The 26,835-nt window shown below is 69.0% G+C and carries 23 protein-coding genes, 1 tRNA gene and 1 pseudogene; 10 read left to right on the plus strand and 15 right to left on the minus strand.

The genetic code is table 11. The annotated features are described in order from the left end of the window. Nucleotides 1-265: 265 nt before the first annotated feature. Both NE234_RS45505 and NE234_RS29205 read left to right on the plus strand, forming a co-directional pair. Nucleotides 266-1,504: a sensor histidine kinase gene (locus NE234_RS45505; protein ID WP_252783898.1), complete on the plus strand. Its 1,239-nt coding sequence runs from the start codon at nt 266-268 to the stop codon at nt 1,502-1,504. Then, a complete protein-coding gene (locus NE234_RS29205; RefSeq protein WP_252783899.1) occupies nt 1,501-2,169 on the plus strand; it encodes a response regulator in 669 nt (222 codons plus the stop codon). Before NE234_RS45505 ends, NE234_RS29205 begins: the two co-directional genes overlap by 4 nt. 484 nt (nt 2,170-2,653) lie before the next feature. Here the strand turns inward: NE234_RS29205 and NE234_RS29210 are convergent, their stop codons facing one another. Both NE234_RS29210 and NE234_RS29215 read right to left on the minus strand, forming a co-directional pair. Next, complete coding sequence (locus NE234_RS29210; RefSeq protein ID WP_252783900.1) at nt 2,654-3,133, minus strand: hypothetical protein; 480 nt, start codon at nt 3,131-3,133, stop codon at nt 2,654-2,656. Between the two features lie 212 nt (nt 3,134-3,345). After that, entirely contained in the window at nt 3,346-4,326 is a 981-nt protein-coding gene (locus NE234_RS29215) for a GlxA family transcriptional regulator (protein WP_252784171.1), read from the minus strand. Between the two features lie 71 nt (nt 4,327-4,397). Between NE234_RS29215 and NE234_RS29220 the strand changes: the two genes are divergently transcribed. Continuing rightward, the gene (locus NE234_RS29220) at nt 4,398-5,162 is read left to right on the plus strand and encodes an NAD(P)H-dependent oxidoreductase (RefSeq protein ID WP_252783901.1); all 765 of its coding nucleotides are present in this window, start codon (nt 4,398-4,400) and stop codon (nt 5,160-5,162) included. A 111-nt stretch (nt 5,163-5,273) separates the two neighbouring features. Here NE234_RS29220 and clpB read toward each other — a convergent pair whose 3' ends face one another. Genes clpB through dnaK form a run of 5 tightly spaced genes read right to left on the minus strand, consistent with a single transcriptional unit; the run spans nt 5,274 to nt 12,095 of the window. Further along, nucleotides 5,274-7,862, minus strand: a complete 2,589-nt coding sequence (clpB, locus tag NE234_RS29225) for an ATP-dependent chaperone ClpB (protein WP_252783902.1) — start codon at nt 7,860-7,862, stop codon at nt 5,274-5,276. Continuing rightward, nucleotides 7,863-8,303, minus strand: a complete 441-nt coding sequence (locus NE234_RS29230) for a heat shock protein transcriptional repressor HspR (protein ID WP_252783903.1) — start codon at nt 8,301-8,303, stop codon at nt 7,863-7,865. A 5-nt stretch (nt 8,304-8,308) separates the two neighbouring features. Then, entirely contained in the window at nt 8,309-9,463 is a 1,155-nt protein-coding gene (gene dnaJ, locus NE234_RS29235; protein ID WP_252783904.1) for a molecular chaperone DnaJ, read from the minus strand. Nucleotides 9,464-9,502: 39 nt separating this feature from the next. Beyond that, the gene (gene grpE / locus NE234_RS29240; RefSeq protein ID WP_252783905.1) at nt 9,503-10,189 is read right to left on the minus strand and encodes a nucleotide exchange factor GrpE; all 687 of its coding nucleotides are present in this window, start codon (nt 10,187-10,189) and stop codon (nt 9,503-9,505) included. 49 nt (nt 10,190-10,238) lie between these two features. Next, nucleotides 10,239-12,095 (minus strand): molecular chaperone DnaK, encoded by a 1,857-nt coding sequence (gene dnaK, locus NE234_RS29245; RefSeq protein WP_252783906.1) that lies wholly within the window; start codon nt 12,093-12,095, stop codon nt 10,239-10,241. 387 nt (nt 12,096-12,482) lie between these two features. Here dnaK and NE234_RS29250 point away from each other — a divergent pair, with 387 nt between their 5' ends. Continuing rightward, entirely contained in the window at nt 12,483-13,502 is a 1,020-nt protein-coding gene (locus tag NE234_RS29250; RefSeq protein WP_252783907.1) for a hypothetical protein, read from the plus strand. Here the strand turns inward: NE234_RS29250 and NE234_RS29255 are convergent. Then, a complete protein-coding gene (locus NE234_RS29255) occupies nt 13,499-14,203 on the minus strand; it encodes a C39 family peptidase (RefSeq protein WP_252783908.1) in 705 nt (234 codons plus the stop codon). The genes NE234_RS29250 and NE234_RS29255 overlap by 4 nt on opposite strands. 185 nt (nt 14,204-14,388) lie before the next feature. Between NE234_RS29255 and NE234_RS29260 the strand changes: the two genes are divergently transcribed. From NE234_RS29260 to NE234_RS29270, 3 genes are all read left to right on the plus strand, one after another. Further along, nucleotides 14,389-15,819 (plus strand): non-oxidative hydroxyarylic acid decarboxylases subunit C, encoded by a 1,431-nt coding sequence (locus NE234_RS29260; RefSeq protein WP_252783909.1) that lies wholly within the window; start codon nt 14,389-14,391, stop codon nt 15,817-15,819. Then, nucleotides 15,816-16,055 carry a non-oxidative hydroxyarylic acid decarboxylases subunit D gene (locus NE234_RS29265; protein ID WP_252783910.1) on the plus strand — a complete coding sequence of 80 codons (240 nt, stop codon included), beginning with the start codon at nt 15,816-15,818 and terminating at the stop codon, nt 16,053-16,055. The genes NE234_RS29260 and NE234_RS29265 overlap by 4 nt, the downstream gene beginning before the upstream one ends. 104 nt (nt 16,056-16,159) lie before the next feature. Next, nucleotides 16,160-18,304, plus strand: a complete 2,145-nt coding sequence (locus NE234_RS29270; protein ID WP_252783911.1) for a (Fe-S)-binding protein — start codon at nt 16,160-16,162, stop codon at nt 18,302-18,304. A 338-nt stretch (nt 18,305-18,642) separates the two neighbouring features. Here NE234_RS29270 and NE234_RS29275 read toward each other — a convergent pair whose 3' ends face one another. From NE234_RS29275 to dcd, 3 genes are all read right to left on the minus strand, one after another. Continuing rightward, nucleotides 18,643-20,400: an ABC transporter permease/substrate binding protein gene (locus NE234_RS29275; protein ID WP_252783912.1), complete on the minus strand. Its 1,758-nt coding sequence runs from the start codon at nt 20,398-20,400 to the stop codon at nt 18,643-18,645. Then, entirely contained in the window at nt 20,393-21,604 is a 1,212-nt protein-coding gene (locus tag NE234_RS29280; RefSeq protein WP_308206941.1) for a quaternary amine ABC transporter ATP-binding protein, read from the minus strand. Before NE234_RS29280 ends, NE234_RS29275 begins: the two co-directional genes overlap by 8 nt. Before the next feature lie 536 nt (nt 21,605-22,140). Continuing rightward, the gene (dcd, locus tag NE234_RS29285) at nt 22,141-22,716 is read right to left on the minus strand and encodes a dCTP deaminase (RefSeq protein WP_252783914.1); all 576 of its coding nucleotides are present in this window, start codon (nt 22,714-22,716) and stop codon (nt 22,141-22,143) included. A 176-nt stretch (nt 22,717-22,892) separates the two neighbouring features. Here dcd and NE234_RS29290 point away from each other — a divergent pair. Beyond that, nucleotides 22,893-22,966: transfer RNA gene (locus NE234_RS29290), tRNA-Gly, on the plus strand. Nucleotides 22,967-23,050: 84 nt separating this feature from the next. Here NE234_RS29290 and NE234_RS29295 read toward each other — a convergent pair. Both NE234_RS29295 and NE234_RS29300 read right to left on the minus strand, forming a co-directional pair. Next, nucleotides 23,051-23,473, minus strand: coding sequence for a hypothetical protein (locus NE234_RS29295; protein WP_252783915.1), 423 nt, complete (start codon nt 23,471-23,473; stop codon nt 23,051-23,053). Nucleotides 23,474-23,533: 60 nt separating this feature from the next. Next, complete coding sequence (locus NE234_RS29300) at nt 23,534-23,989, minus strand: hypothetical protein (protein WP_252783916.1); 456 nt, start codon at nt 23,987-23,989, stop codon at nt 23,534-23,536. Nucleotides 23,990-24,683: 694 nt separating this feature from the next. On the opposite strand from NE234_RS29300, the gene NE234_RS29305 reads away from it, so the two are divergent. Continuing rightward, on the plus strand, nt 24,684-25,091 hold the full coding sequence (locus NE234_RS29305) for a hypothetical protein (RefSeq protein ID WP_252783917.1): 408 nt from the start codon (nt 24,684-24,686) through the stop codon (nt 25,089-25,091). A 55-nt stretch (nt 25,092-25,146) separates the two neighbouring features. On the opposite strand, the gene NE234_RS29310 is transcribed toward NE234_RS29305, so the two are convergent. Both NE234_RS29310 and NE234_RS46095 read right to left on the minus strand, forming a co-directional pair. Then, nucleotides 25,147-25,707 (minus strand): nuclear transport factor 2 family protein, encoded by a 561-nt coding sequence (locus tag NE234_RS29310; protein WP_252783918.1) that lies wholly within the window; start codon nt 25,705-25,707, stop codon nt 25,147-25,149. A gap of 230 nt (nt 25,708-25,937) precedes the next feature. Further along, on the minus strand, nt 25,938-26,306 hold the full coding sequence (locus tag NE234_RS46095; RefSeq protein ID WP_406567089.1) for a zf-HC2 domain-containing protein: 369 nt from the start codon (nt 26,304-26,306) through the stop codon (nt 25,938-25,940). 309 nt (nt 26,307-26,615) lie between these two features. On the opposite strand from NE234_RS46095, the pseudogene NE234_RS29315 reads away from it, so the two are divergent. Then, nucleotides 26,616-26,816, plus strand: a pseudogene (locus NE234_RS29315) (barstar family protein); the annotation flags it as partial. Nucleotides 26,817-26,835 lie beyond the last annotated feature (19 nt).

Consider the following 26,835-nt stretch of genomic DNA (forward strand, 5'->3'; position numbering starts at 1 on the left):
TCATGGGTGGTGAGCACGAGCCCGGTCTCGGCCGGACTGATGACGGCGACGCTAGATCGCATTTCTGCACCGGGCGTCCCACCGCGGGCCCGACCTTTCACCGCGGCGCGGTACGTGGGTGCCATCGGGGTGGGCCTGCCGGCCGTCCGCGGCCTGGTCAGGAGAGGGCAGAGTCCGGTGCGTCGTACTTTGGTACTGGTCCGACCTGCTGATTCGCGCCCACGGTCGGATGCCGAGGGAGATGGGTCCTCCTAGTGTCGGCGTCGTGATCGAAGTTCGCGGGCCGACCGAGCGGCATGGCCCCAAGGCCGCCGCGGAGGCCCGTACGCTCGCGCCGGCCCGATGGGTCCGCCGGGTCTCCGGATTCATCCGCGCCGTCGACGCGCGTCACCCGCTGTGGTGGGACGTCGGGCTGCCGATCGCCCTGGCCCTGGTCACGCTGCATCTCTACCTCGGTGCGCCGTACGTGGGCTGGGCGGTGTGGCTGAGCTTCGTCGCTCCCCTGCCGTGGCGTCGGAGACGTCCCTTCCGGGTGCTGCTCGCCATGGTGGTTCCGGCCGTGCTCTCCCTGTGGGACGGGACCGTGCCGCCCAACGCTCTGGGACTCGGCGTCGCCCTGTACGGAGTGGCCCTGCGCTCGGCGATCTCGCGGGTGACCTTCAGCGGGCTGCTGACCGGCGCGGCCATCGCCGCGGACGCCATGTGGTGGCGGGGCGACGGCCTGGGTTCGCGGATCCTCACCAATCTCATGCCATGCGCCGCGAGCCTTCTGCTGGGGTTGTTCGTCCGCCTCCGCCGGGAGGAGATCGCCGCGCTGGAGGACAAGGCCACCCTGCTGGAACGAGAACGTGATCAGCAGGCCCGCCTCGCGGCGGCGGCCGAGCGGAACGCGGTCGCCCGTGAGATGCACGACATCATCGGTCACAATCTGTCGGTCATCGCCGGCCTCGCGGACGGCGGGAGATTCGCTGCGGCGAAGGCCCCGGACCGGGCCGTACAGGCCTTGGAGGCCATCAGCGACACCAGTCGGCAGGCCCTGGACGAACTGCGGCGTGTGCTGGGCGTCCTCCGAGACGACGATCCGGCGCGGGGGCCGGCGGGTCTGGCGCCGCAGCCCACTCTGACCGACCTCGGCGAACTACTGGATCGGTTGCGGGACACGGGGCTGACCATCCGGTACACGACCACGGGAAGCCCGCACGACCTGTCCGCCGGGCACCAGCTGATGATCTATCGCATGGTGCAGGAATCGCTGACGAACGTCCTCAAGCACGCCGGTCCGGGCTGTGCGACGCGGGTCCGAGTGCGGCACGATCCGGAAGGGGTGACGGTCACGGTGACGAACACCGGCGGCCCTGCCGGCACCGAGGCCGGTGGCGCCGGTCAGGGGCTCACGGGGATGCGTGAGCGAGCGGTCCTGTACGACGGCAGGCTGCGGGCGGGACCGCTGCCCACCGGGGGATGGCACGTCGACCTGTGGCTCCCCCGAAAGCGGGATCGATGATCACCGTAGTGATCGTCGACGATCTGGCGCTGCAGCGATTCGGATTTCGGATGCTGCTCGAGAGCCAGGACGACATGACCGTCGTCGGCGAGGCCACCGGTGGTTCGGAAGCGGTCCGGATGACGGCGGAGCTGGACCCTGACGTCGTGCTGATGGACGTCCGCATGCCAGGCCTCGACGGCGTCGAGGCGACCCGTCGCATCATCGCGTCCGGCGGCCGAAGCCGCGTCCTCATCCTGACCACATTCGATCTGGACGAATACGCCTTTGCCGGGCTGCGGGCCGGGGCCAGCGGCTTCCTGGTGAAGGATGCGCTACCGGACGACCTGCTGTCCGGTATCCGCGCGGTCGCCGATGGGAACGCCGTCGTTGCCCCGGCACTGACCCGGAGGCTCCTTGACCGGTATGCGCACCGCTTCCCGGTCACCGCAGCGGCGGGCGACCCCGATCCGCGGCTGCGGTCGCTGACCGAGCGCGAACGCGGCGTTCTCCTCTGCATCGCCCAGGGCTGCACCAACAGGGAGATCGCCGAGCGTCTGGTCCTGGCGGAGTCGACGGTCAAGACGCATGTCGGACGCGTCCTGGCCAAGATCGGCGCACGTGATCGGGTGCAGGCCGTGATCTTCGCTTATGACATCGGCCTGGTGACCCCGGAGGGCCGCTGAGCCGCGCCGGAGGCGCTGCCAGGCCTCGAACGGCCGAGGGGCCCGGCTCGGTGCGCGGGCCCCTCGGTGCAACGGACGGTCAGGCGACGGTGACGGCGGGCTTGACGGTGAGGGTGTCGGAGCCGAGGTCGGTGTCGACGATGACCTCGTCGCCGTCGTGATCGCCGAGACTTCTGGTCGTCAGGACGACCAAAAGTCTCGGCGGCGAGCGAGTGCAGAGCCTCGTGCCGCGCAGCGGCGGAAGCCGCGCCTGCCGAAGTCAAATCCCAGGCTCGGGATCTCGTCCCTGACCTGGGCTTTCTCGTGCGGCTCGGGTGACGGAAATCGAACCCGCGACATCAGCTCGGGAAGTCGACTCCGCTGATCGTTGATCACTTGCGGTACCGCTGACCTGCGTCTTCGCGAGGCTCTCCCGTAAGCGAGCCGTGATCGCGCGCTCTGATGGGCACGCAACGGGCATGCGTCCGCACAGCAGCTTGAGTCGTCAGCCCCGTCCTACACGGGCCGCCCGTCTGCGTTCCAGGCTGGTCGGGTGCAACGAATCGACAAGGCAGGCGCGGTGGGCGATGATCGAGTGGCTTCCCGGGCCGTCGTTGCTCCGCACGTCAAGAACGACGCCGTCACCACCCGGACTCAGCGTCGTCCACTCCGCGCAGAAGTCACACCGCCACCGGAACGACTCCAGATCGTCCGGATGAATACTCAGCCGCACCCAGACCGGTGGATCCCACCTGCTCACCTCGACGACGACAGCGTCGATCTCGGCTCCGACCGGCGGCGTCAGCTGGGCTCCCTCGCGACGCATCCGCTCCCCGCCGAAGCATTGGATCATGTCGATCGATGCGCCGACGCCCTCATGACCGACGATCTCCACCCCCACACCCCAAGGCTGATGGCTGAGAACCCGCACACGTACTCGCTCACCGGGCAGCAACTCGACCGCTGCGACGTCGAACCGCTCCATGCCCGCATTGTGTCCGGGCGATGTTCGCCACGTCAGCCCCCCGGTCATCCCGGAAGCGGCGAGAAGCTCCCCCTGACGAGAGAAGCCCCAGCGCCTGGGAATCACGTTCCGGCCTGGGCCTGCGTGCTGTGGAGCGTGTGACGGGAACCGAACCCGCGCCACCAGCTTGGGAACTGTACGGATCTGGGCCGTCGTGAATGGGGCGGGTCGGGTCAGGGGCCGCGGAAGGTGGCGCGGTAGGCGCTGGGGGAGACCCCTAGTTCGGCTTGCAGGTGCAAGCGCATTGAGCCGGCGGTGCCGAAGCCTGCGGTGACGGCGACCTCGTCGATGGGCAGGTCGGTGCGTTCCAGGAGGGAACAGGCCCGCTCGATGCGCTGTTGGGTGAGCCATCGTCCCGGCGAGGTGCCGATCTCGTCTCGGAAGCGCCGGGTGAATGTTCGCGTGCTCGTCGATTCCTGAGCTGCCAGTTCCCGGAGCGTGATGGGCCGGTGCAGGTTCGCGAGCGCCCATTGGCGTGCCCTGCCGGTCGAGGAGACCCTCGGGTCCGGCATCGGCCGCTGCACGTATTGTGCTTGCCCGCCCTCGCGGTGTGGCGGGACGACGGAGCCGCGCGCCACCTCGTTGGCGACCGCTGCGCCATGGTCGGTACGGATCATGTGGAGGCACAGGTCGATGCCTGCCGCCGCTCCGGCGGAGGTGAGGACGCCGTTGTCGTCGGTGTAGAGGACGTCCACGTCGAATACGACGTCCGGGAATCGCTCCCGGAATCGCGCGGATGAGCGCCAGTGCGTGGTCGCTCGCCGCCCGGTGAGCAGGCCCGCCGCGGCCAGTACGAAGGATCCCGAGCAGATCGAGGCGATCCGTGTGCCGGGCCGGATCCGCGCCAGCGCGGCGGTGAGCGAGGATTCGAGCGGCTCGCTTTGGGGCTCGAAGTCGACTCGGGAGCCCGGGACGACGACGGTGTCGGCCTCGGCCAGCGTCTCGGGGCCGTGAATGACGGTGATGGTGAAGTCGGCGTCCGTGCGGATGTCGCCGGGCTCCAGTGCGCAGGTCACGACCTCGTAGAGCGCGGTACCGGCGGCTGAGCGCGCCTGGCCGAAGAGACGGTGAACGATGCTGAGCTCGAAAGACAGGATCTCGTCACGGACCAGGACCGCCACGCGGTGGCGCCCGTCATCGGCGAAGGCGGCCATGGCTCGATCTTCGCACATGTTGTCCATCAGGCCAGTCGTCGTCACCGTGCCGCAGGTTCATGATCGAGGTCATGAACGTTCTTTGGATCCTTGCCCACCCCGAACCCCGCTCGCTCAACGGCCACCTCGCCGCGGAGGGGCAACGCGCACTCCGCGCCGAAGGCCACCAGGTCGAGGTGTCGGACCTGTACGCGATGGGCTGGAACCCCGTCGTCGACGCCGCCGGCTACGCCCACCCCCCGGCGGAGCGGTTCCAGGTCGCCGCCGCCGCGAAGCGGGCGTACATGAGCGGCGCGCTGAGCGCCGATATCCGCGCCGAGCAGGAAAAGATCACCCGGGCGGACACCCTCGTCGTCCAGTTCCCGATGTGGTGGTTCGGTATGCCCGCCATCCTCAAGGGCTGGTTCGACCGGGTCTGGCACCAGGGCTTCGCGTACGGGTTGCGCGGCCCGAACGGTGAGTGGATCGGTTACGGAGATGGGTTCCTCGCGGGCAAGCGTGCGATGGCGGTCGTGACCATGGGCGGGCCGGCGTGGTTCTATGGCGAACGGGGCATCCACGGAGCCGTCGATGAGCTGCTGTTCCCGTTGCAGCACGGCACCTTGTTCTACGCGGGCGCACAGGTGCTGCCCCCGGTGCTGATCCCGGGTGCCGACAGGTTCACACCCGAGGAGGGCGAGGCGGCGGCCAAGGAGCTGCGCGAGCGCCTGCTCGCCATCCCGGCGACCGAGCCGATCGCGTACCGAACGCAGAACGGCGGAGACTACGACCGCGACCTCGTGCTGCGACCGGACGTGGCACCCGGTCTGACCGGGCTGGGAACGCACGTGGCCTGACGCCGGTACGGCACGGCAGGTTCTGGACCGCCCTTCGGTGCCCGCATGCGGGGGGCCATGGCAATGCCGAGGGGCCCGGCTTGCGCGCGGGCCCCTCGGTGCAACGGGCGGTCAGGCGACGGTGACGGCGGGCTTGACGGTGAGGGTGTCGGAGCCGAGGTCGGTGTCGACGATGACCTCGTCGCCGTCGCTGATCTCACCGGACAGGAGCTCCTTGGCGAGCTGGTCGCCGATCGCGCTCTGCACGAGGCGGCGGAGCGGGCGGGCGCCGTACGCCGGGTCGTAGCCGGTCAGGGCGAGCCACTCGCGGGCGGCGTCGGTGACGGTGAGCGTCAGGCGCCGGTCCGAGAGGCGGCGGGCCAGCCGGTCGATCTGCAGGTCGACGATCTTCGTGAGCTCCTCGGTCGACAGCGCGTCGAAGACGATGACGTCGTCGAGCCGGTTGAGGAACTCGGGCTTGAAGTTCGCCCGTACGGTCGTCATGACGGCGTCGCGCTTGGCTCCGTTGTCCAGGGTCGGGTCGACCAGGAACTGCGAGCCGAGATTCGACGTCAGGATCAGGATGACGTTGCGGAAGTCCACCGTACGGCCCTGGCCGTCGGTCAGGCGGCCGTCGTCGAGCACCTGGAGCAGGATGTCGAAGACCTCGGGGTGGGCCTTCTCGACCTCGTCCAGCAGCACGACGCAGTACGGCCGGCGGCGGACCGCCTCGGTGAGCTGGCCGCCCTCCTCGTAGCCGACGTAGCCGGGAGGCGCGCCGACGAGGCGGGCGACCGAGTGCTTCTCGGCGTACTCGCTCATGTCGATGCGGACCATCGCCCGCTCGTCGTCGAACAGGAAGTCGGCGAGCGCCTTGGCCAGCTCCGTCTTGCCGACGCCGGTCGGGCCGAGGAACAGGAACGATCCGGTCGGCCGGTCGGGGTCCGAGACGCCCGCCCGCGCCCGGCGTACGGCATCCGAGACAGCTCTCACGGCATCCGATTGCCCGATGAGGCGGCGGCCGAGCTCGTCCTCCATGCGGAGCAGCTTGGCGGTCTCGCCCTCCAGGAGCCGGCCGACGGGGACACCGGTCCAGGACGACACGACCTCGGCCACGTCGTCGGCGCCGACCTCCTCCTTGACCATGGTCTCGCGGGTCTCGGCGGCCTCGGAGGCCTCGGCGAGCTGCTTCTCCAGCACCGGGATCTCGCCGTACATGAGGCGGGCGGAGGTCTCCAGGTCGCCGTCGCGCTGGGCGCGCTCGGCCTGGCCGCGCAGGTCGTCGATGCGCTTCTTCAGCTCACCGACCTTGTTCAACCCGGCCTTCTCCCGCTCCCACCGGCCGTTGAGGGCGTTGAGGCTCTCCTGCTTGTCGGCCAGCTCGGCGCGGAGGCGTTCGAGGCGGCGCTTGGACGCCTCGTCGGACTCCTTCTCGAGGGCCAGCTCCTCCATCGTGAGCCGGTCGACCGAGCGCTGCAGCTCGTCGATCTCGACGGGCCGCGAGTCGATCTCCATGCGGAGCCGGGAGGCGGCCTCGTCGACCAGGTCGATGGCCTTGTCCGGCAGGAACCGCGCGGTGATGTACCGGTCGGACAGCGCGGCGGCGGCCACGAGCGCGGCGTCGGAGATCTGCACCTGGTGGTGCGCCTCGTACCGGCCCTTGAGGCCGCGCAGGATCGCGATGGTGTCCTCGACCGTCGGCTCGCCGACGAAGACCTGCTGGAACCGCCGCTCCAGCGCCGGGTCCTTCTCGATCCGCTCGCGGTACTCGTCGAGCGTGGTCGCGCCGATCATCCGCAGCTCGCCGCGGGCCAGCATGGGCTTGAGCATGTTGCCCGCGTCCATGGCGCCCTCGGCGGCGCCCGCGCCGACGACCGTGTGCAGCTCGTCGATGAACGTGACGATCTGGCCGTCGCTCTGCTTGATCTCGTTCAGGACGGCCTTGAGGCGCTCCTCGAACTCGCCGCGGAACTTCGCGCCCGCGACCATCGCGCCCAGGTCGAGGGAGACGAGGCGCTTGTTCTTCAGGGTCTCCGGCACGTCGCCGGCGACGATCCGCTGGGCCAGGCCCTCGACGACCGCCGTCTTGCCGACGCCGGGCTCGCCGATGAGGACCGGGTTGTTCTTCGTACGGCGGGACAGCACTTGCACGACGCGGCGGATCTCGGTGTCGCGGCCGATGACCGGGTCGAGCCTGCCGTCGCGGGCCTGCGCGGTCAGGTCGACGCCGTACTTCTCCAGCGCCTGGTAGGTCTCTTCGGGGTTCTCGGTGGTGACGCGCGCGTGGCCGCGGACCTTCTCGAACGCCTCCAGCAGCGCGTCGGGGGTCGCGCCGTTCTCCTTCAGGAGAGTGGCGACGGGGCCGCCGTCAGTGGCCAGGCCGACGAGCAGGTGCTCGGTGGAGACGTACTCGTCCTCGAGCTGCTTGGCGCGGTTGGCGGCGGTGTTGATCACCTTGAGCAGCGGCCGGGAGGTGTCCGGCGCGTTGACGGTCGATCCGGCGGCCTTCGGCAGCGCGGCGACCTGCTCCTCGGCGCGGCGGCGGATGGCCTGGGGGTCCGCGCCGACGGCCTCGAGCAGCGGCGCGGCGATGCCGTCGGACTGGCCGAGCAGCGCGACCAGCAGGTGCACCGGCTCGACCAGGGGGTTCCCCTCGGTCGAGGCCCGCCGGACCGCCACCGAAACGGCCTCTTGGCTCTTCTGGGTCAGCTTGTAATCCACTTATTCCTCCCCCCGAGATCGCCACAGCACCACGCTGGTCTGCCGGATCGGCACGAGGTCCGCTCCAGTGTCAGAACCGTGGCCGTTCTTCAGTTTGACGAGCCGGGCCGCGACGGCGCGCGTGGACTCCAGCTCGTTGCTCAGCTCCTCGACCATCGCCCGGAGGCGTGCCACCTCGGCGCGTAGTGTCTCGGACTCGCGCTGGAGGTCGAGGATGTGCTTGATTCCGGCGAGGTTGATGCCCTCTTCCTGGGACAGCCGCTGGATCTCCCGGAGCATCACGATGTCCCGCATGGAGTAGCGGCGCCCGCGTCCGGCCGTACGACCGGGGGACACGAGGCCCATCCGGTCGTACGTGCGGAGGGTCTGCGGGTGCAGCCCCGACAGCTGGGCCGCCACCGAGATGACATAGACCGGGCTGTCGTCGCCGAACGGATCCATGATCGTCACCCCTCTCTCGCCAGGTGCAGCAGCTCGCTGCGCAGGTCGTCCCCGTTGTTGCTCGCGCGGATCTTCTCCAGCGCCTCCCGGGTCGTGTCGTCGATGTGCTCCGGCACGTGCACCTCGACGGTCACCAGCAGGTCGCCCTTGGTGCCGTCGCGGCGCGTCGCGCCCTTGCCGCGGACCCGGAACGTGCGCCCGTTCGGGGTGCCGGCCGGAATCCGCAGGGTGACCGGCTGGCCGCCCAAGACCGGCGCCTTGATCTCCGCGCCGAGGGTGGCCTCGGGGAAGGTCACCGGCACGGTGACGGTCAGGTTGTCGCCGGAGCGGCCGAACACCTTGTGCCCCGTCACGTGCACGACGACGTACAGGTCACCGCTGGGGCCGCCGTTCTCGCCGGGCGCGCCCTTGGCCTTGAGCCGGATGCGCTGGCCGTCGGCGACCCCGGCCGGGATGCGCGCCTGGATCGTGCGGGTGCTCTGCGCCCGCCCGCTGCCGTGGCAGGTGGGGCAGGGGTCGTCGACCACGAGCCCACGGCCGTGGCACTCACGGCAGGGCTCGGAGAAGGCGAACCCGCCGGCGTTGCGGCTCTCCTGCCCCGTGCCCTCACAGCGCGGGCAGACCCGGGGCACCGTGCCGTCCTTGGCACCGCTGCCCCGGCAGGTCGGGCAGGCCGCTTCGCTGGTGAGCCGCAGCGGCACCGTCTTGCCGTCCAGGGCCTCGCTGAAGGTCAGCGTGACCTCGGTCTCGACGTCGGAGCCGCGGCGCGGCCGCCGGGGGGCCTGCCGGCGGCCGCCGAACAGCCCACCGAAGAGGTCGCCGATCCGCTCACCGGTGCCGGTCGTGCCTCCGGGCGGGTTGCCGAAGAGGTCGCCCAGGTTGACCCCGAAGCCGCCCTGGGCGCCGCTACGCGGCCGGGCACCCCCGAAGAGGCTGCGGGCGTCGTCGTACTCCTTGCGACGCTTCTCGTCCGACAGGACGTCGTACGCCTCGGAGATCTCCTTGAACTTCTCCTCGGAGTCGGCGTCGCCGCGGTTGGCGTCCGGGTGGTACTGACGCGCCAGCTTCCGGTAGGACTTCTTGATCTCGTCCTGCGTCGCGGTCTTCGGAACACCGAGGACCTTGTAGTAGTCCTTCTCGATGAAGTCCTTGGTGCTCACCGGCGTTCCTTACCTCTTTCGCTGTGGGTCTGCTTCGTCTCAGTCCTCGCCGGCCCCGTCGGGCTCGGCCTCGGCCTTCCCGCCGTCGGCCGCGCTCGCCGGCTCCGGCTCCGAGGCGGCCTCCTCGGCCGACCCGAGGTCGGCGGTCGGCTCGGCGACGGCCACCCGGGCGGGCCGGAGGGTCCGCTCGCCGATGCGGTACCCCGCCTGCAGGATCTGAACGGCCGTCGGCTCCGCGACCTCGTCGGAGTAGGAGTGCATCAGCGCCTCGTGGACGTTCGGGTCGAACGGCTCACCGGCCGTCCCGAACGACTCGAGCCCGAGCTTGCCGACGATGCCCTCCAGGGCCTCGGCGACATGCTTGAACCCTCCGGTCAGCTCGTCGTGCTCCCGGGCGCGGCCGATGTCGTCGAGCACCGGCAGCAGCTCGCCCAGCACGTACGCGAGGGCCTGCTCGCGCACGGCCGTACGGTCCCGGTCGACCCGCTTGCGGTAGTTGGAGTACTCCGCCTGCAGCCGCTGAAGGTCGGCCGTGCGCTCGGCGAGTTCCTTCTCCAGCTTGGCGGCCTTCTCGGCGTCCGCGCCGGAGGGCGCTTTCGCGGTGGGGGACTCGGGAGCCGACGTGTCCGCCGGCTCCCGAACCTCACCGGTCTCGGGATCGATGCGCCGCTTGTCGCGGATCACCGGACCCTTGCGCTCCTCGGCGTCGTCACGACGCTCCGTCACGCTTCCTCCTCGAGTACCAGCTCGTCACGGTTTGCGGGGAACGCCCCGGTCACGCCGCGCCGCCCTTGGTGTCCTTGTCGTCGTCCACGATCTCGGCGTCGACGACCTCGTCGTCCTTCGCCTGCTCGCCCGCGGCCTGGCCGTCTGCAGGCTGGCCCTCGGCGGTCGCCTGGTTCTGGGCGTACATCGCGGCGCCCATCTTCTGGCTGACCTGGGCGAGCTTCTCGGAGCTGCTGCGGATCGCGTCGACGTCCGTGCCCTCGAGGGCCTTCTTGACCTCGTCCAGCGCCGACTGGACCTCGGTCTTCACGTCGCCCGGGATCTTCTCGTCGTTCTCGCGGAGGAACTTCTCCGTCGAGTAGGCGAGGGTGTCGGCGTTGTTGCGGGTCTCGGTCTCCTCGCGGCGCTTGCGGTCCTCCTCCGCGTACTGCTCGGCCTCGCGCATCATGCGGTCGATGTCGTCCTTGGGCAGGGCCGACCCGCCCGTGATGGTCATCGACTGCTCCTTGCCGGTGCCGAGGTCCTTGGCGGAGACGTTCACGATGCCGTTGGCGTCGATGTCGAACGTGACCTCGATCTGCGGGACACCGCGCGGCGCCGGCGGCAGGCCGGTCAGCTGGAAGGTGCCGAGCTTCTTGTTGTACGCCGCGATCTCGCGCTCGCCCTGGTAGACCTGGATCTCCACGGACGGCTGGTTGTCGTCGGCGGTGGTGAACACCTCCGACCGCTTGGTCGGGATCGTGGTGTTCCGCTCAATGATCTTGGTGAAGATGCCGCCCTTGGTCTCGATGCCCAGGGACAGCGGCGTGACGTCGAGCAGCAGGACGTCCTTGACCTCACCCTTGAGCACACCGGCCTGCAGGGACGCGCCGACCGCGACGACCTCGTCCGGGTTGACGCCCTTGTTGGCCTCCTTGCCGCCGGTCAGCTCCTTGACCAGGTCGGCGACGGCGGGCATGCGGGTCGAGCCGCCGACGAGGACGACGTGGTTGATGTCGCCCACGCTGATGCCGGCGTCCTTGACGACCTGCTGGAAGGGGCCCTTGCAGCGGTCGAGCAGGTCCGAGGTCATCTTCTGGAACTCGGCGCGGGTGAGCTTCTCGTCCAGGTGCAGCGGGCCCTCGGACGAGGCCGTGATGTACGGCAGGTTGATACTCGTCTCCGAGGAGCTGGACAGCTCGATCTTCGCCTTCTCGGCGGCCTCGCGGAGCCGCTGCAGCGCCATCTTGTCCTTGGACAGGTCGACGCCGTGGGCGTTCTTGAACCGGGTGACCAGCCACTCGACGACCTTGTTGTCCCAGTCGTCACCACCGAGGTGGTTGTCACCGCTGGTGGCCTTGACCTCCACCACGCCGTCGCCCACCTCGAGGAGGGAGACGTCGAACGTGCCGCCACCGAGGTCGAAGACGAGGATGGTGGCCTCGCTCTCCTTCTCCAGGTGGTAGGCGAGCGCCGCCGAGGTCGGCTCGTTGATGATGCGCAGGACGTTGAGGCCCGCGATCTGGCCGGCCTCCTTCGTGGCCTGCCGCTGGTGGTCCGAGAAGTACGCCGGAACGGTGATCACCGCGTCGGTGATCTTCTCACCGAGGTAGGCCTCCGCGTCGCGCTTGAGCTTCTGCAGCACGAACGCGCTGATCTGCTGGGGCGTGAAGTCCTTACCGTCGATCGTGGTCTTCCAGTCGGTGCCCATTTCGCGCTTGACCGACCGGATGGTGCGATCGACGTTGGTCACCGCCTGACGCTTGGCGACCTCGCCGACCAGGACCTCGCCGTTCTTGGCGAAGGCGACGACGGACGGCGTGGTCCTCGACCCCTCCGCGTTGGCGATGACGGTGGGCTCGCCACCCTCCAGGATCGCGACGACCGAGTTGGTCGTTCCAAGGTCGATACCGACCGCACGTGCCATGAGTTGGTTCCTCCGACTGTGAGCTTGCTAAGCCGATGAAGCTGAGTCCAGCAGACGCAAGGTTGCCAAACCGCTCCCGTGGTGTCAAATGACTTGAGTCAGACCGACTCAACTTTGCTGACTGGTACAACGAGTGGCGGTCCTCCCTTGTTCCCGCCCCGGGGTGAGATCCGGGATCCTCGCGGCGAACCGGCCCGCCGGAAGCCCCGCAATCTCAGATGGTGCTCAAACCCCTCTCCGCCGTCCGTGAACTCCGGTAGGGAGATCGGGAGACATAGGGGTGATGGGGGCCGTGCCGGGCTCCGGCCGTCGGCCGGGGCCCGCCGCGAGGCCGATTCCGCTGAGATCGGGGACCGCCCGCTCCGGGAGCCGAAGGGGGCCTGACGCGTGATCGACCTGATGAGGGTCGTCGGCGAGACCGACGAGAGCCCATCGCCGTCCGGGGGCGGGACCGCGTCCTCGCCCGGGTGGGGCCGCGGCCGGTCGGGCGTGGGCGTGGGGGTCCCGCTGGCGCTGGCGGTCACCGGCGCGGCCGTCGCGGTCGCGCTGTCGCTCGGGTCGTCGGCGCCCGCGCCACGGCCCGAAACGCCGTCCGGCCGCGACATCCTCCTCGCGACGGCCACCGCCGTGGACCGCCGTACGGGCCCGGCCACGGGCCGCTACTGGCGGGTGGTCAAGATTGGCCGCTCCATGCTCCCCGCCGGGCGCAACGTCGGTGCGAACCCCGTCGAGGTCCGGATGCGGGACGATATCTGGCTCGCCGGGCCCGGCGGACGGCGGAGCGTCGTGTACCGGCAGTGCTTCGGCACGCGCCCGCTCACCCCGGCGGAACGGGCCGCGCACCTGGACCGGCCCTCGCGGGCGTGGCCCGTGGACTCCGCGGCGGCGCCGATCTGCGCGGCGGGGTCCGGGCCCGCCGTACGGAACGCCGACCTCACGGCGGCGGCCGACTACCGCCTCGCGGACGTCGCGGTGTCGCCGATCTGGCTGGACCACCTCTCGACCGAGCCCGCCGTCCTGCGCCGGCAGGTCGAGGCCAAGCTCGCGACGGCGCAGCAGGGCGGCCTGGGCGTGTTCGGCCACGTCGTGCTGCCGCAGCTGACGAGCGACCTGCCGCTCCGTCCGGAGATCCGCGCGGCGGTGCTGCGGATGATGGCCGGGCTGCCCGGCGTACGCGCGGCGGGCCCGGTGCGGGACGCGCTCGGCCGTACCGGGGAGGGCGTCGTGATCAGCGGGCTCGGCCTCACGACCACGGAGCTGCGCTGGATCGTCGATCCGCGCGGCGGCGGTGTTCTGGGCGTGCAGGAGGTCGCCACCGGGCGCGGCCGCCGCCCGGCCGGAACGGTGGTCGCCGAGAAGGCGTACGTCTCGGCGGGCTGGACGAACGACGCTCCGCCCGGCGATTAGGTGTAGATGTAGTAGAGCCCGGAGGGCTGGAGCGCCTTCAGGAGCGCCGAGGCGCGGAGCGTGTGAGTGCCGCCCGTCGGCCGCCACGGGTCGAAGACGGTGATGGTCCTCTTCTTCTGGTCGTAGCCGTACGCGACGATGATGTGCCCGGTCTTGCGGCGCGACCCGATGCCTCTGTTCCAGGGCAGCCGCTCCCACCAGACCGCGACGAGGGGCGCGCGGTGCAGGACGCCGACGTCGTACGACACCTCTTTCAAGAGGTAGGTCGAGCCGCTGCTCGGCCAGGCGTCGAACGTGAGCGAGTACGGGGTGTGGGCGAGGTAGCCCCGGAGGGCGGTCATGGCGTTGTCGCCGGTGGTGCCCTTGGGGTATTTCGTCCTCATCTTCCGCGCCAGCGCGGACTGCCGGACCTTGATGTGGAACGTCGAGAGGCTCATGACGCCTGACGCGGGCGCGCAGTTGTACGACGTCGTCTGGAATTCCCGCGTCATGCGCAGCCGGTGCGACACCGGCGGCACCGGAACGGTCGGAGACGCGCTCGGAGCGGGTGCCGAGGCGCTCGGCGCAGAGGCGGCGGGTGTATCGGCGAGGGCACGGGCGCCGTCCGCCGGACCCCGGTCCTGCGCGGCGCCGGCACCGCACCCGGCGAGAACGACGGCGGTGGCCGCCGCGAGCCCGGCGCTCCACCGACCACGCGGCACCCTGCGCAAGTTTGCCCCCATATGACGGATCGGTGGGTGAATGATGGCACGATCCGCCATTCATGGCATTAATTTTCTTTGACGCTGAAACCCGGAACGCCGGGGCACCACAGCTAGCCGCGGAACCGCTCTTAGTGTGGAAAACGGGCATCGCACGGGCATCGCACTCGAGAGAAGGAGTTCCGATGGCCTATGACGATCTGCGCGGCTTCCTGGACACCCTGGAGAGGGAGGGACAGCTGCTGCGCGTCTCCGACGAGGTGCTCCCGGAGCCGGACCTGGCCGCCGCGGCGAACGCCGCCGGGCGGATCGGCGAAGGCGCGCCCGCGCTGTGGTTCGACAACGTCCAGGGGTTCACCGACGCCCGGATCGTGCTGAACGTGCACGGCTCCTGGCCGAACCACGCCCTCGCGCTGGGCCTGCCCAAGAACACCCGGACCAGGGACCAGGTGGAGGAGTTCGCCCGGCGCTGGGACGACTTCCCGGTGACGCCCGAGCGCCGCGAGGACGCCCCATGGCGGGAGAACACGGCCGAGGGCCCGGACGCCGATCTGTTCCGGGTGCTGCCGCTGTTCCGGCTCAACGACGGTGACGGCGGCTTCTACCTCGACAAGGCGGCCGTCGTCTCCCGCGACCCGGACGACCCGGACGACTTCGGCAAGCAGAACGTCGGCGTCTACCGCATCGAGGTCCTCGGCCCGAACCGGCTGGCGATCCAGCCCGTCCCGGTCCACGACGTGGCCATCCACCTGCACAAGGCGGAGGAGCGGGGCGAGGACCTGCCGATCGCGATCACGCTCGGGAACGACCCGGTGATCTCCATCGTCGCGGGCATGCCGATGGCCTACGACGAGTCCGAGTACGCGATGGCGGGCGCGCTGCGCGGCGCCCCGGCGCCGATCGCCACCGCGCCGCTGACCGGCTTCGACGTGCCGTGGGGCTCGGAGGTCGTCGTCGAGGGGGTGATCGAGGGGCGTGAGCGGCGGCTGGAGGGGCCGTTCGGGGAGTTCACCGGCCACTACTCCGGTGGCCGCCGGATGCCGGTGATCCGCGTCGACCGCGTCTCGTACCGGACGAACCCGATCTTCGAGTCGCTGTACCTCGGCATGCCGTGGACGGAGATCGACTACCTCGTCGGCCCGAACACCTGCGTGCCGGTGCTCAAGCAGCTGCGCGCCGAGTTCCCCGAGGTGCAGGCGGTCAACGCGATGTACACCCACGGCCTCCTGGGGATCATCTCGACGAGAAAGCGGTACGGCGGCTTCGCCAGGGCGGTCGGCATGCGGGCCATGACGACCCCGCACGGACTCGGCTACCTGAAGGTCGTGATCGTCGTCGACGAGGACGTCGACCCGTTCGACCTGCGCCAGGTGATGTGGGCCGTCTCCGCCAAGGTCGACCCGGCGGTCGACGTCATCACCATCCCCAACCTTCCGGTCGTGCCGCTGGACCCGGCGTCCTCGCCGCCCGGCATCATCGCCAAGCTGCTCATCGACGCCACGACGCCGGTCTTCCCGGACGACCGGGGCCACTTCGGCACCCCCGTACGGGACCTGCCCGAGACCGAGGAGTGGGTGCGCCGCCTGCAGGCGCTCCGCTCGGAGGAGCTCCCATGACCGCCGTGATCTGCCCGCGCTGCGCGCATGAGGACGTCGACCGCGTCGCCACGTCCCCCGTTCCGGGCGTGTGGGACGTGCTGAGCTGCGGGCGCTGCTTCTACATGTGGCGCACGACCGAGCCGGAGCGCCGTACGAGCCGGGACGCCTATCCGGAGTCCTTCCGGCTGACGCCGGAGGCCATCGCCGCCGCGCAGGAGGTCCCCGCGATACCGCCGCTGCGCACCGGGCGGTGACACGGGAAGTTACTGCTCGGTAGACTCCTGGGGTCCCATGTCGATGGCTGTCAGTTGCCGGCCGTACGCTGATTGCCAACGCCGTACCCCAGGAGGACGGAACATTGGTTCTCAGGTTGATCATCGGGCTTGCCGCAACGGTGGTCGCGCTGGTGTTCGCGGTTCGGCGAGTCCTGTTCCTCTACAGGCTCGCGACGAACGGCCAGCCCGCCCCCGACCGCATCGCGCTCGCCAAGGCGAGCATCGGTGAGGACGTCAAGCTCCAGGCCGTCGAGGTCTTCGGGCAGCGCAAGCTGCTCAAGTGGACCGTGCCCGGCGCCGCCCACTTCTTCGTCATGTGGGCGTTCTTCATCCTCGCGACGGTCTACCTCGAGGCGTACGGCGCGCTGTTCTTCGGGCTGGACTTCCACATCCCGCTGGTCGGCAAGTGGAGCGTCCTCGGATTCCTGCAGGACTTCATCGCGGTGGCGGCGCTCCTCGGCCTGATCGTCTTCACGGCCATCCGGGTGAAGAACTCTCCCAAGAAGCTCGACCGCAAGTCCCGGTTCAAGGGCTCGCACCTCGGTGGCGCCTGGTTCACGCTGTTCATGATCTTCAACGTGATCTGGACGATGTTCCTGTTCCGGGGCGCCGGCGTCGCGACGGGCAACTTCCCGTACGGGAACGCGGCGTTCATGTCGCACCTGGTCGGCAACGGCCTCAAGCACCTCGGCCACGGCGCGGACGAGGCGCTGGAGTCCGTCGGCCTGCTGCTGCACATCGGCGTCATGCTGGTGTTCCTGCTGTTCGTGCTGAACTCCAAGCACCTGCACATCTTCGTCGCCCCGATCAACGTGCTGTTCAAGCGCCGCCCGGACGGCCTCGGCGCGGTGCAGCCGATGATGAGCGACGGCAAGCCGATCGACTTCGAGGAGGCCGACCCGGACGAGGACACCTTCGGCCGCGGCAAGATCGAGGACTTCACCTGGAAGGGCTACCTCGACTTCGCCTCCTGCACCGAGTGCGGCCGCTGCCAGTCGCAGTGCCCCGCCTGGAACACCGGCAAGCCGCTGTCGCCGAAGACCCTCATCATGGACCTGCGCGACCACGCCCAGGCCAAGGCGCCGTACATCTTCGCCTCCGAGGAGGAGCGGGCGAACCTCCCCGAGGACGTCCTCAAGGAGGCCGGCCGCCCGCTCGTCGGCGGCGCGGACGTGAACGGCGTCATCGACCCCGACGTCCTGTGGTCCTGCACCAACTGCGGCGCCTGCGTCGAGCAGTGCCCGGTGGACATCGAGCACATCGACCACATCGTCGACATGCGCCGCTACCAGGTCATGATCGAGTCGAGCTTCCCGTCCGAGGCCGGCGTGATGCTCAAGAACCTGGAGAACAAGGGCAACCCCTGGGGCATGTCCGAGATGAAGCGCCTCGACTGGATCGAGGAGCTCGACTTCGAGGTCCCGGTCGTCGAGGACAAGATGCCCGAGGACACCGAGTACCTCTTCTGGGTCGGCTGCGCCGGCGCCCTGGAGGACCGGGCGAAGAAGACCACCAAGGCCATCGCCGAGCTGCTGCACATCGCGGGCGTGAAGTTCGCGGTGCTCGGCCCGATGGAGGCCTGCTCCGGCGACCCGGCCCGCCGCCTGGGCATGGAGTTCGTCTTCCAGATGCTCGCCCAGCAGAACGTCGAGACCCTCAACGAGGCCGGCGTCAAGAAGATCGTCGCGTCCTGCCCGCACTGCTTCAACACGCTCGCCAACGAGTACCCGCAGCTCGGCGGCACGTACGAGGTCGTGCACCACACCCAGCTGCTGTCGCACCTGGTGGACACCGGCAGGCTCACGCCGGTCACGCCGATCGAGGAGAAGATCACCTACCACGACCCGTGCTTCCTCGGCCGGCACAACAAGGTGTACGCCCAGCCGCGCGACATCATGGCCCGGGTGCCGGGCGTCCAGACGCAGGAGATGCACCGCTGCAAGGAGCGGGGCTTCTGCTGCGGCGCGGGCGGCGCGCGGATGTGGATGGAGGAGCGCATCGGCAAGCGCATCAACACCGAGCGCGTCGAGGAGGCGCTGGGCACCGACCCGGACACCGTCTCCACGGCCTGCCCGTTCTGCCTCGTCATGCTCGGCGACGCCATCAACGAGAAGAAGAACAGCGGCGGCGCCAAGGAGTCCCTCGAGGTCGTCGACGTCGCGCAGCTGCTGATCAAGTCGGTCAAGGGCGAGCCGGAGGCCGAGCCCACCCCCGCGGCCGCCGAGTAGGCGTCCCACCGGACGTACGAGGGCCCGTCACCGGATGATCCGGTGGCGGGCCCTCGCCATGGGGAGGCATAGATAAAGGCGGTGCCATCTCGGGGGAGCGGGGATGTGAGATGGCACCGCCCTAACGTTCCCAATCAGGTGTGACGAGAGCCACAGGGGCGGACGTCAACCGAACTGATCGGTAACGCGTCGTCCGAAACTATCGGCTTTGCCGTTGGTTGGCCACCGATTGTGGAAAGAATCACGGGCCGTCCCGGCGGAGTCCCCAGGACGGCCCGTATCCGAACGCGGGAGAGGAAGGCGATGCCCTGCTGGATCGCCTCCTCACCAGGACCGGATCAGGCGGTCAGCCGCTTGACGAAGCCGGGGTGCTGCTTCTCCCACTCGGCGACGCCCTTGGCCGGCGCGTCCTTGTACTTGTTGATCACCAGGTCCTCGAGCGGGAACAGCTCCGCGTCGGACATCTGGAACTTCTTCAGCCAGCCGCTGAGCTCCGGGAAGTCCTTGACGAAGCCCGCCCGGCTGAGGATGTGGGCCTGGTCGGGGGCGCCGAAGGCCTTCTGCGGGTCGGCCAGCGGCTTGATCGGGAACTTGGTGTACGCCCAGTGCGGCTTCCACAGGGTCACCACGATCGGCTGGTTCGTCTGCGCGGAGCGGTTGAGCTCCGCGAGCATCGCCGCCGTGCTGCTCTGCACCAGCTTGTAGTCGCCGAGCCCGTACCCGGGAATCACCTTGTTCTTGACGATCTTCATCTCGCCGGCGCCCGGCTCGATGCCGACGATGCGGCCCTTGTAGCGGGCGCTCTGCCCCTTGAGGTCGGCGACGGAGTTCGCCGGGTCGTTCTTCAGCACGGCCAGCTGCATGCTGGCGTTCTTGTACCAGACGCCGATGTCCTGGAGCCGGTCCTTGTACTTGTTGTAGTAGTCGGCGTGCGTCGTCGGCAGCCACGAGTCGAGGTACAGGTCGATGTCGCCCTGGGCGAGCCCGGCGTACATCGGACCGGCGTCGACCTGCTTGAGGGTGACCCGGTAGCCCTTCTTCTCCAGCTCCGTCTTCCACAGCTGGGTGACGGCGATGTCCTCGTCCCACGGGATGTAGCCGATGGTGATCGGCTTCCCCTTGGCGCCGCCACCGGAGCCCATGACGCCGAGCGTCGTGGCCAGCAGCGCGAACACCGCCACGCCGGACAGGGCCAGGGCGGGCCGCGGGCGGTACCGCAGGACGGACGACACGCCGCCGTGCACGGCCCGCTCGGCATGCCGCCGCGCGGCCGGCGCCAGGCGCTGCCCGAGGGCGCCGGTCATGCGGTCCAGGATGATCGCCAGCAGCACGACCGCCAGGCCGGACTCGGCGCCCGCCCCCAGGTCGTACTGCGTGATCGCGCCGAAGACGTTCGCGCCCAGGCCGGCGGCGCCGACCATGCCCGCGATGACCACCATGGACAGCGACAGCATGATCACCTGGTTGACGCCGGTCATGATGGTCGGCAGCGCCAGCGGCAACTGCACCCGGGTGAGGATCCGCGACGACGGCGTGCCGAACGCCTCGGCCGCCTCGACCATCTCCGTGTCGACCTGCTTGATGCCGAGCTCGGTGAGGCGCACGCCCGGTGGGATCGAGAAGATCATCGTCGCGATGACGCCCGGCACCTCGCCGAGGCCGAAGAACGAGATCGCCGGGATCAGGTACACGAACGCCGGCATGGTCTGCATGAAGTCGAGCACCGGCCGGGCCACCGCGCCGACCGATGGCACCCGCGCGCTGAGGATGCCCAGGGGGATCCCGACGAGGAGGGCGGCGGCGCTGGCGACCAGCACCAGCGCGAGCGTCTGCATGGCCGCGTCCCACTGCCCCAGCGAGTCGATCGCCATGAGGCCCACGAACGTCAGGACGCCCGCGAGCAGGCCGCGCAGCCACCAGCACAGCATCGCGATCAGAGCCGCCAGGGCCAGCGACGGCGGCGCGGTCAGCAGATGGCCCAGACCGTGGACGACGCCGCCGACCACGTCACTGATCGCACCGAAGACCGGGCTGCCGTGCTTGGTGAGGAAGTCGACCGCGTCGGTGACCCAGGCACCGAGGGGAATCCTAGGCATCGGCGGTCACCCCCCGAGAGGCGGATTCCTCCCCTGGGATGGATTCCTCCCCGGAGGCGGATCCATCCCCGGAGGCGGATCCATCCCCGGGGATGGAGTCCTCCCGTACAACCGGGAAGTCCCCCGTGTTGCCGCCCATGTGACCCAGCGCCGCGAGCAGCGTGACGCGCGGGATCACGCCGATGAGCTTGCCGTTCCGGTCGGTGACGGGCACGGGCAGCGGGCTCTCCGCGCACGGCAGGAACAGGTCCGCCACGGGGGTGTCCGGATCGACCGGATGCGTACCGCCCTCGACGAGACCGTCGAGCGTGTTCCGCCCCGCCCGTACGGCCTTGGCCGCGGGCTCGGCGAACACCACGCCGGTCAGCCGCCGGTCGCGCGTCACCACGAACGCGAAGGACGTCTGCTGCTCGCGCATGACGCGCACGGCCGCGCGGGGACCGCCGTTCGCGTCGACCACCGCGATCGGCTTGTCCATCACCGAGCGTGCGGTGAGCACCCGCGTACGGTCGACGTCGGCGACGAACTGCGCGACGTAGTCGTTGGCGGGGTCGGTGAGGATCTCCTCGGCGGTACCGATCTGCATGACGCGGCCGTGCCGGAGCATCGCGACCCGGTCGCCGAGCCGCATGGCCTCGTTGAGGTCGTGGGTGATGAAGACGATCGTTTTGCCGAGCTCGCCCTGCAGGTCGAGCAGCAGGTCCTGCATCTCCCGCCGGATCAGCGGGTCCAGCGCGCTGAACGCCTCGTCCATGAGCAGGATGTCCGTCTCGGCGGACAGCGCCCGGGCGATGCCCACGCGCTGCTGCATCCCGCCCGACAGCTCGTCGGGGTAGCGGTCCTCCCAGCCCGCGAGGCCGACGTGCTCCAGGAACTTCTTGGCCTTCGCCAGCCGCTCCGCCTTTGGAACGTTCCGAACCTCGAGCCCGTACGCCGCGTTCTCCAGGACGGTGCGGTGCGGGAAGAGCGCGAAGTGCTGGAACACCATGCTGACCTTCTCCTGGCGGAGTCGGCGCAGCTCCTTTCCGCCCATGCCGGTGATGTCGACACCGTCGATCTCGATGCTGCCGGCCGTCGGCTCCAACAGGCCGTTGAGCATGCGGATCAGCGTCGACTTGCCGGAGCCCGACAGGCCCATCACGACGAAGATCTCGCCCTCGTTCACCTCGAACGAGACGTCTGCGACGGCCGCGGTCACGCCCATCCGACGAATCTCATCGGGGTCGGCGCCCTGCCGAATCTTGCGAAGGGCCTCAGCCGATCGGCGACCGAAGACCTTTGACACGTGTTGTGCGCGGATTCTGGGCACGTCGTCCTTCCGTCCGGCCGCGCCGCCGTCCAAGGCCGTCGTCCCCGTCGGACCGCGCGGCGATCTGCGCGAACCGCTGGTGCCCGCTCCACCGCGGCTCGCTCTGTACGACCCAGGTGGAGATGTGACACATGTCACTCTCCTGGCCGTGAACCGACCGATTGGGTCATGCGTCAAGGCACTTTATCGTCAGGTTAAAGCCGGTGCACGTACGTGTGTGAACCATCACATTGCGCAATGATCGGTTTGACCTGCGGAAACGTGGGGAAGGCGGCCCGTCTGGGGGCCGAACCAGGCCTACGCCGCATCGGCCGGAGCGCCCGTGGCGGCCGGGCGATGCAAGCTCGCGTGGCGCAAAACGTCGACCGGCCCCGACGCGCGGTGGCGTACAGGGCCGGGAACCATCGCCGGCGTCTCGCGCCGGCGCGCCGTCAGATCCGGGTGCGGTGGAAGTTGAGGTACGACCGCGACGGCGTCGGGCCGCGCTGATCCTGGTACCGCGACCCGTGGCGCTCCGAGCCGTACGGCTCCTCCACCGGAGAGCTCGTACGGAACAGGCACATCTGCCCGATCTTCATGCCCGGCCACAGCTTGATGGGCAGCGTCGCGACGTTCGACAGCTCCAACGTCACGTGCCCGGAGAACCCCGGATCGATCCACCCCGCCGTCGAGTGCGTCAGCAGCCCCAGGCGCCCGAGCGAACTCTTCCCCTCCAGCCTCGCGGCCAGGTCGTCCGGCAGGCCGAACACCTCGTACGTCGAGGCCAGCACGAACTCCCCCGGATGCAGGATGAACGGCTGATCCGCGTCGACGTCGACGAGCCTCGTCAGGTCGGGCTGCTCCACCGCTGGGTCGATGTGCGGATACTTGTGGTTCTCGAACACCCGGAAGTAACGGTCCAAGCGCACGTCGATACTCGACGGCTGGACCATGCCGGGGTCGTACGGATCGATCTTCATCCGCCCGGACTCGATCTCGGTCTTGAGATCACGATCGGAGAGCAGCACGACAAGAAACTACCGGGTGCGGCCGCCCAACACGTAAACGCGCCCCTGATCAGCCCCCCACCGACTCCGCGTCGGCCTCCGAGCGCGCGATGATCCGCCCTGGACCCGAACCGCCGGGCGCGAGGGGCGTGGCTTCCGGTAGCATGTGCGGGCGGTCACCTGAGAAGGCGACCGATGCGGGTGTAGTTCAATGGCAGAACTCCAGCTTCCCAAGCTGGTAGCGCGGGTTCGATTCCCGTCACCCGCTCCAACGACGAAAGCCCAGGCCAGGGACAAGATCCCGAACCTGGGCTTTGATCTTGATGGGGCGTAGGATCCCGCCGGCTGGCACCAGTCACACCGGCCGGTCGCCCTCGAAGCGCAGGTCATCCTCGGCGTATCGCCAGCAGCCGAAGTGCACATCTGATCGCCAGCTCTCAGGCGCCAGTTGAGCCCGTATCACCCACTCCCGAAGCTCGGGCAGGCTCTGGGATCGCAGCAATGAACGCACGGCCGCGCGATCGACTGAGCGGACCGGATAGACGGAGACGTGGATGCCGACCGCGCTCGGGTGATAACCCTCACCACCGTGGTTGAAGGACCGGGCGGGGACCCATCGCACTGCCAGCACCACGTCAGAACCCGTTGCCCCCGAGTCGAAGCTAGGCGGCTTCACCGAAGCGTGCGCGTCACCAAGCGTCTCCGCCAGCTCGGTGAGAGTGACCGGCCACGACTGACCACGGCGCAGACGGCGGTTACGCGACGGCATGCCGCCCATGATCCCTCCCCACCGGCCACCAACGCGCGAAGATAACGCTAAGCGCCCCTGGCGAGGGGCTCAGGCTCCGGGATGATCGCCGCGGTCGGGTTGGGCCGGGTGGGAGTGGGCCGCCCATACTCCGTGCCGATTGAGAAGCCTTTTGAGCGCGTGACGTGTGGCCTGGGAGCAGGACCTGCCGAGCGCGACCTTTCGAAGGTCGGTGGCGAAGGCCAGTATGTCTTCGGTTTTCAGCCAGCCGACGAGGCGGGACACGTAGTACTCGCTCGGCACTGACAAGACGGTCTCGATCATGGCATTGAACGGCTCCGACAGGTCAGGATCGGCCAGGTACAGCCGAGCTTCCGCCTCGACCTCCTCGCGGGGTCTGTCCAGGAGCGGAAGCAGCCAGAGCCGCGATCTCTCCAAGGGAACTGCATCCTCGTGCCGAGTATCCACTCCCCAACGTTCGCCGACAACCACTAGCCACGCACTGTCGGGCATGATCGTTAACACGCGACGCCTGGGTGAGACCATGCGGACAGGATGCCAGGACGGGGCTCAAGCCGGGCCGGGTCGCCGAGCGCACAGTGCCAGTGGTCTCCGGTCAGGGAGCGTTGTGTTCCGGCTGCACCGGATGGAAGTAGACGGTCAGGCTCGGCCAGGGGCCGTCCGCCGTGAGAGACGTAGCGTCACGCCGGCCCCTGACCTCATCAGTCGCCGGTCGCTGGGTCCTTGCCGCTTTCCCCTGCAGCGGTGAACTCGGCGTCGGTGCGCCGTTCCAGCCCCCACTCCTCCGGTTGCAGCGCGACCGCGGCAAGGCCTCCGTCCTGGTCTTCTAGGTGCTCTCACCAGCAGCGCAGTACCCGGCCGCCCGTGTGGAGCTCCAGATGCCGGATGGCCCAATGCTCACCATCGTCAACGACCGTCTCGAACAACCACACCGCCCCGGGGAACTCAAGATGAGTGCCCCGCCAGTGATGACGCTCCCTACCCGACTCGGCCAGCGCCCGAATCACCGGACCACGCTGATCAAAGACCACTGGCACTCCCTACGCGTCCGTCTTCTCGCCTCCGGGGGAGGCCTCGGCACACGACCGAGCAGGTCGGCGCCCGTGACGCGGCACGCCAGTGTTGCGGCGTGAGCACGGGTTCCTCCGGCCGTGCCGATCGGGCGGCCACTGCGTTGGCCGGCCTTGCCCGTGCGCATCGCGCATGTCAACCTCATCAGGTGACCTTCGAGGCGAACGGGTACCTCCTGTCGAAGCTCGACAGGGACCCGGCCGTGGTCGAGCGATCGTTGGCTTCCCTCGCCAAGGTCCTGGCAGACGCCCTGGTGCACATGACACGGCTCGGCAGGCACGACCTGGCTCACCGCCTCGACGACTTGTCCCGGCAGTTGCAGGCAAGCGGCCAAGCGATCGACGATTCCTTCGATCGCTCGTTCCGGGAGGTCACCGGCGCGGCTGCCGATGCATGCAAGGACGCCGCCGGACCGGGTGGCATGCGCACCGCCGGCGACAAGAACGCGGAGATGTGGCAAACGCTCGTCTGGAGCGTCGTGGATATGGTCACCGTGCGCGTCGGAGGCCGCTGGCACCTTGTGCACCGTGGTGGGAGCATCAAGCAAGGTCAGTGAAGACCTGAGCGATCAGCGAGCCCAATCCCCATCGACGAGCGACCACACGCACCGGTCACAGGCTGCTCCTGGCGGTGCCTCCAGTGGGGGCCGCAGCCGCCCGAACGGCCGCGCCGGGCGGTTGAGCTGGGTGGATGGTTGACGGAGAAGCAGACGGGATGACGGGGCCGGGAGTGCCGCGTGCGAGCACAGGGCGCGAAGCCTCGCCGAAGACCATGCGGTACCCGCGGGCCGTGTCCATGTATTCGCGGACCCGGTGAATCAGGCCGTCCCGGAGTTCGAAGACGAAGCAGTAGTCGTTGGCGTAATGGTTGCCGTTGGCCAGAGTCGCCGTCATGGTCTCCTCTACGATCACTCGCTCGCCGTCGGCATAGAACCCATGGAAGGTGACGGTGACGTCTCGCACGAAGAAACGGGGGAAGTCCTCGGCGAGGAAGTGCACGATCGCCTTCTTGCCGACCATGTGGCTGGGCGCGCCCAGCGCAAGGGCGGTAGCGTTCTCCGATGGCGCGAGCCACTCGGCATCCTCGGTGAAGACCGCGGCGATTCGGTCGGCGTCGTGACTGGCGAATGCCTTCCAGGCGTTCTGAACGATGGTGCGGCTCTGCTGAGACATACGGCGAAGCTAGACAGGCGCGGGCGTAGAGGCTGGCGGCTTTCCGTCATCATCCCGAGCAACGTCCTCGACCCCGCTCCGGCACGCCCCACGGGCGTGCGGTGCAGGCGCCGGTCCCTCCGGCTGTGCCGATCGGGTGGCCCGCCGAACGACCGTCCAAACGCCCAACGCAGCATCGTTGCGCAACCGCCCAGTCCGACCGAGCATCGTGACCACCCCGGGTCACATCGTCAGTGTCCAAGCCCCAGTAGAGGCCCGACGAAGTACCTGAGGAACTCCGGTAAAGCGATGAGAACCAAGACGATCAGAGCGGTCAGCCATTTGCGTCGGTTCCTTAAGGTACGCGGCGACGGACGCCGGATCCGACCGGAGGATGGCACCGAGGCCGGCGGAGCGGTGAACCAACGCGGCAAGATGGCTTCGGACGGATAGCCCTCCGCGACAGCTTCCACCAGCTCCTCCCGGCATGACCCGCATCCGCGGAGGTGTTCGATCACCTCTGCGGCTTCCCCATTGCTCAAGTCGTACGACAGCAGCCGAGGAAGATCTGGAACGAAATGCTTGCCGTTTGAGGATCCGATCTGATCAAGCGATTCCACGGAAGGCCTGCATCTGTCGATGTTGCTATGAGGACCTTCATTGTATTATTCGAAGCTGAGCCGATCGAGAGCCTCAGGCCGCCGCCCCGCTCACCCAGGTCATGGCGTCCTGAAGAAGATGCCTCCTGTGGGGGGAGCTCCGGTTCCGGGATGACCCCGGTCGCACGCGGCGCAAGGGGGCAAGCAGTGGGTGAGGTGGAAGCCGGATCATCCTCTCCACCCAGGCCGGGGAGATGATCCGAACCTGGGATTTGCTCTTAGTAGGTCTGCGATCTCGCAGCCGCGCTCGGTGACACGCTTCGCGCCGACTACGGGAACAACCTGGATGCCCTCAAGGACGTCGTGAGCCTTGAGATCGAAGGCCCGTTCGACATCCACTGGAACGATCACGCCAGGGCCCGAGAGCATCTCCCCCCTGCTTTCTACGCCGCGGTCGTTGGAATCTTCCAGCGACGGGAGGCCGATGACGCTCGCTACAAGCAGCCGTCGGTACGCCTGATCCTCGAATAGTCGGCCGGTCGTTACGGAG

It is taken from the genome of Actinoallomurus rhizosphaericola (genome assembly GCF_024055675.1).
Lineage (GTDB): Bacteria > Actinomycetota > Actinomycetes > Streptosporangiales > Streptosporangiaceae > Actinoallomurus > Actinoallomurus soli.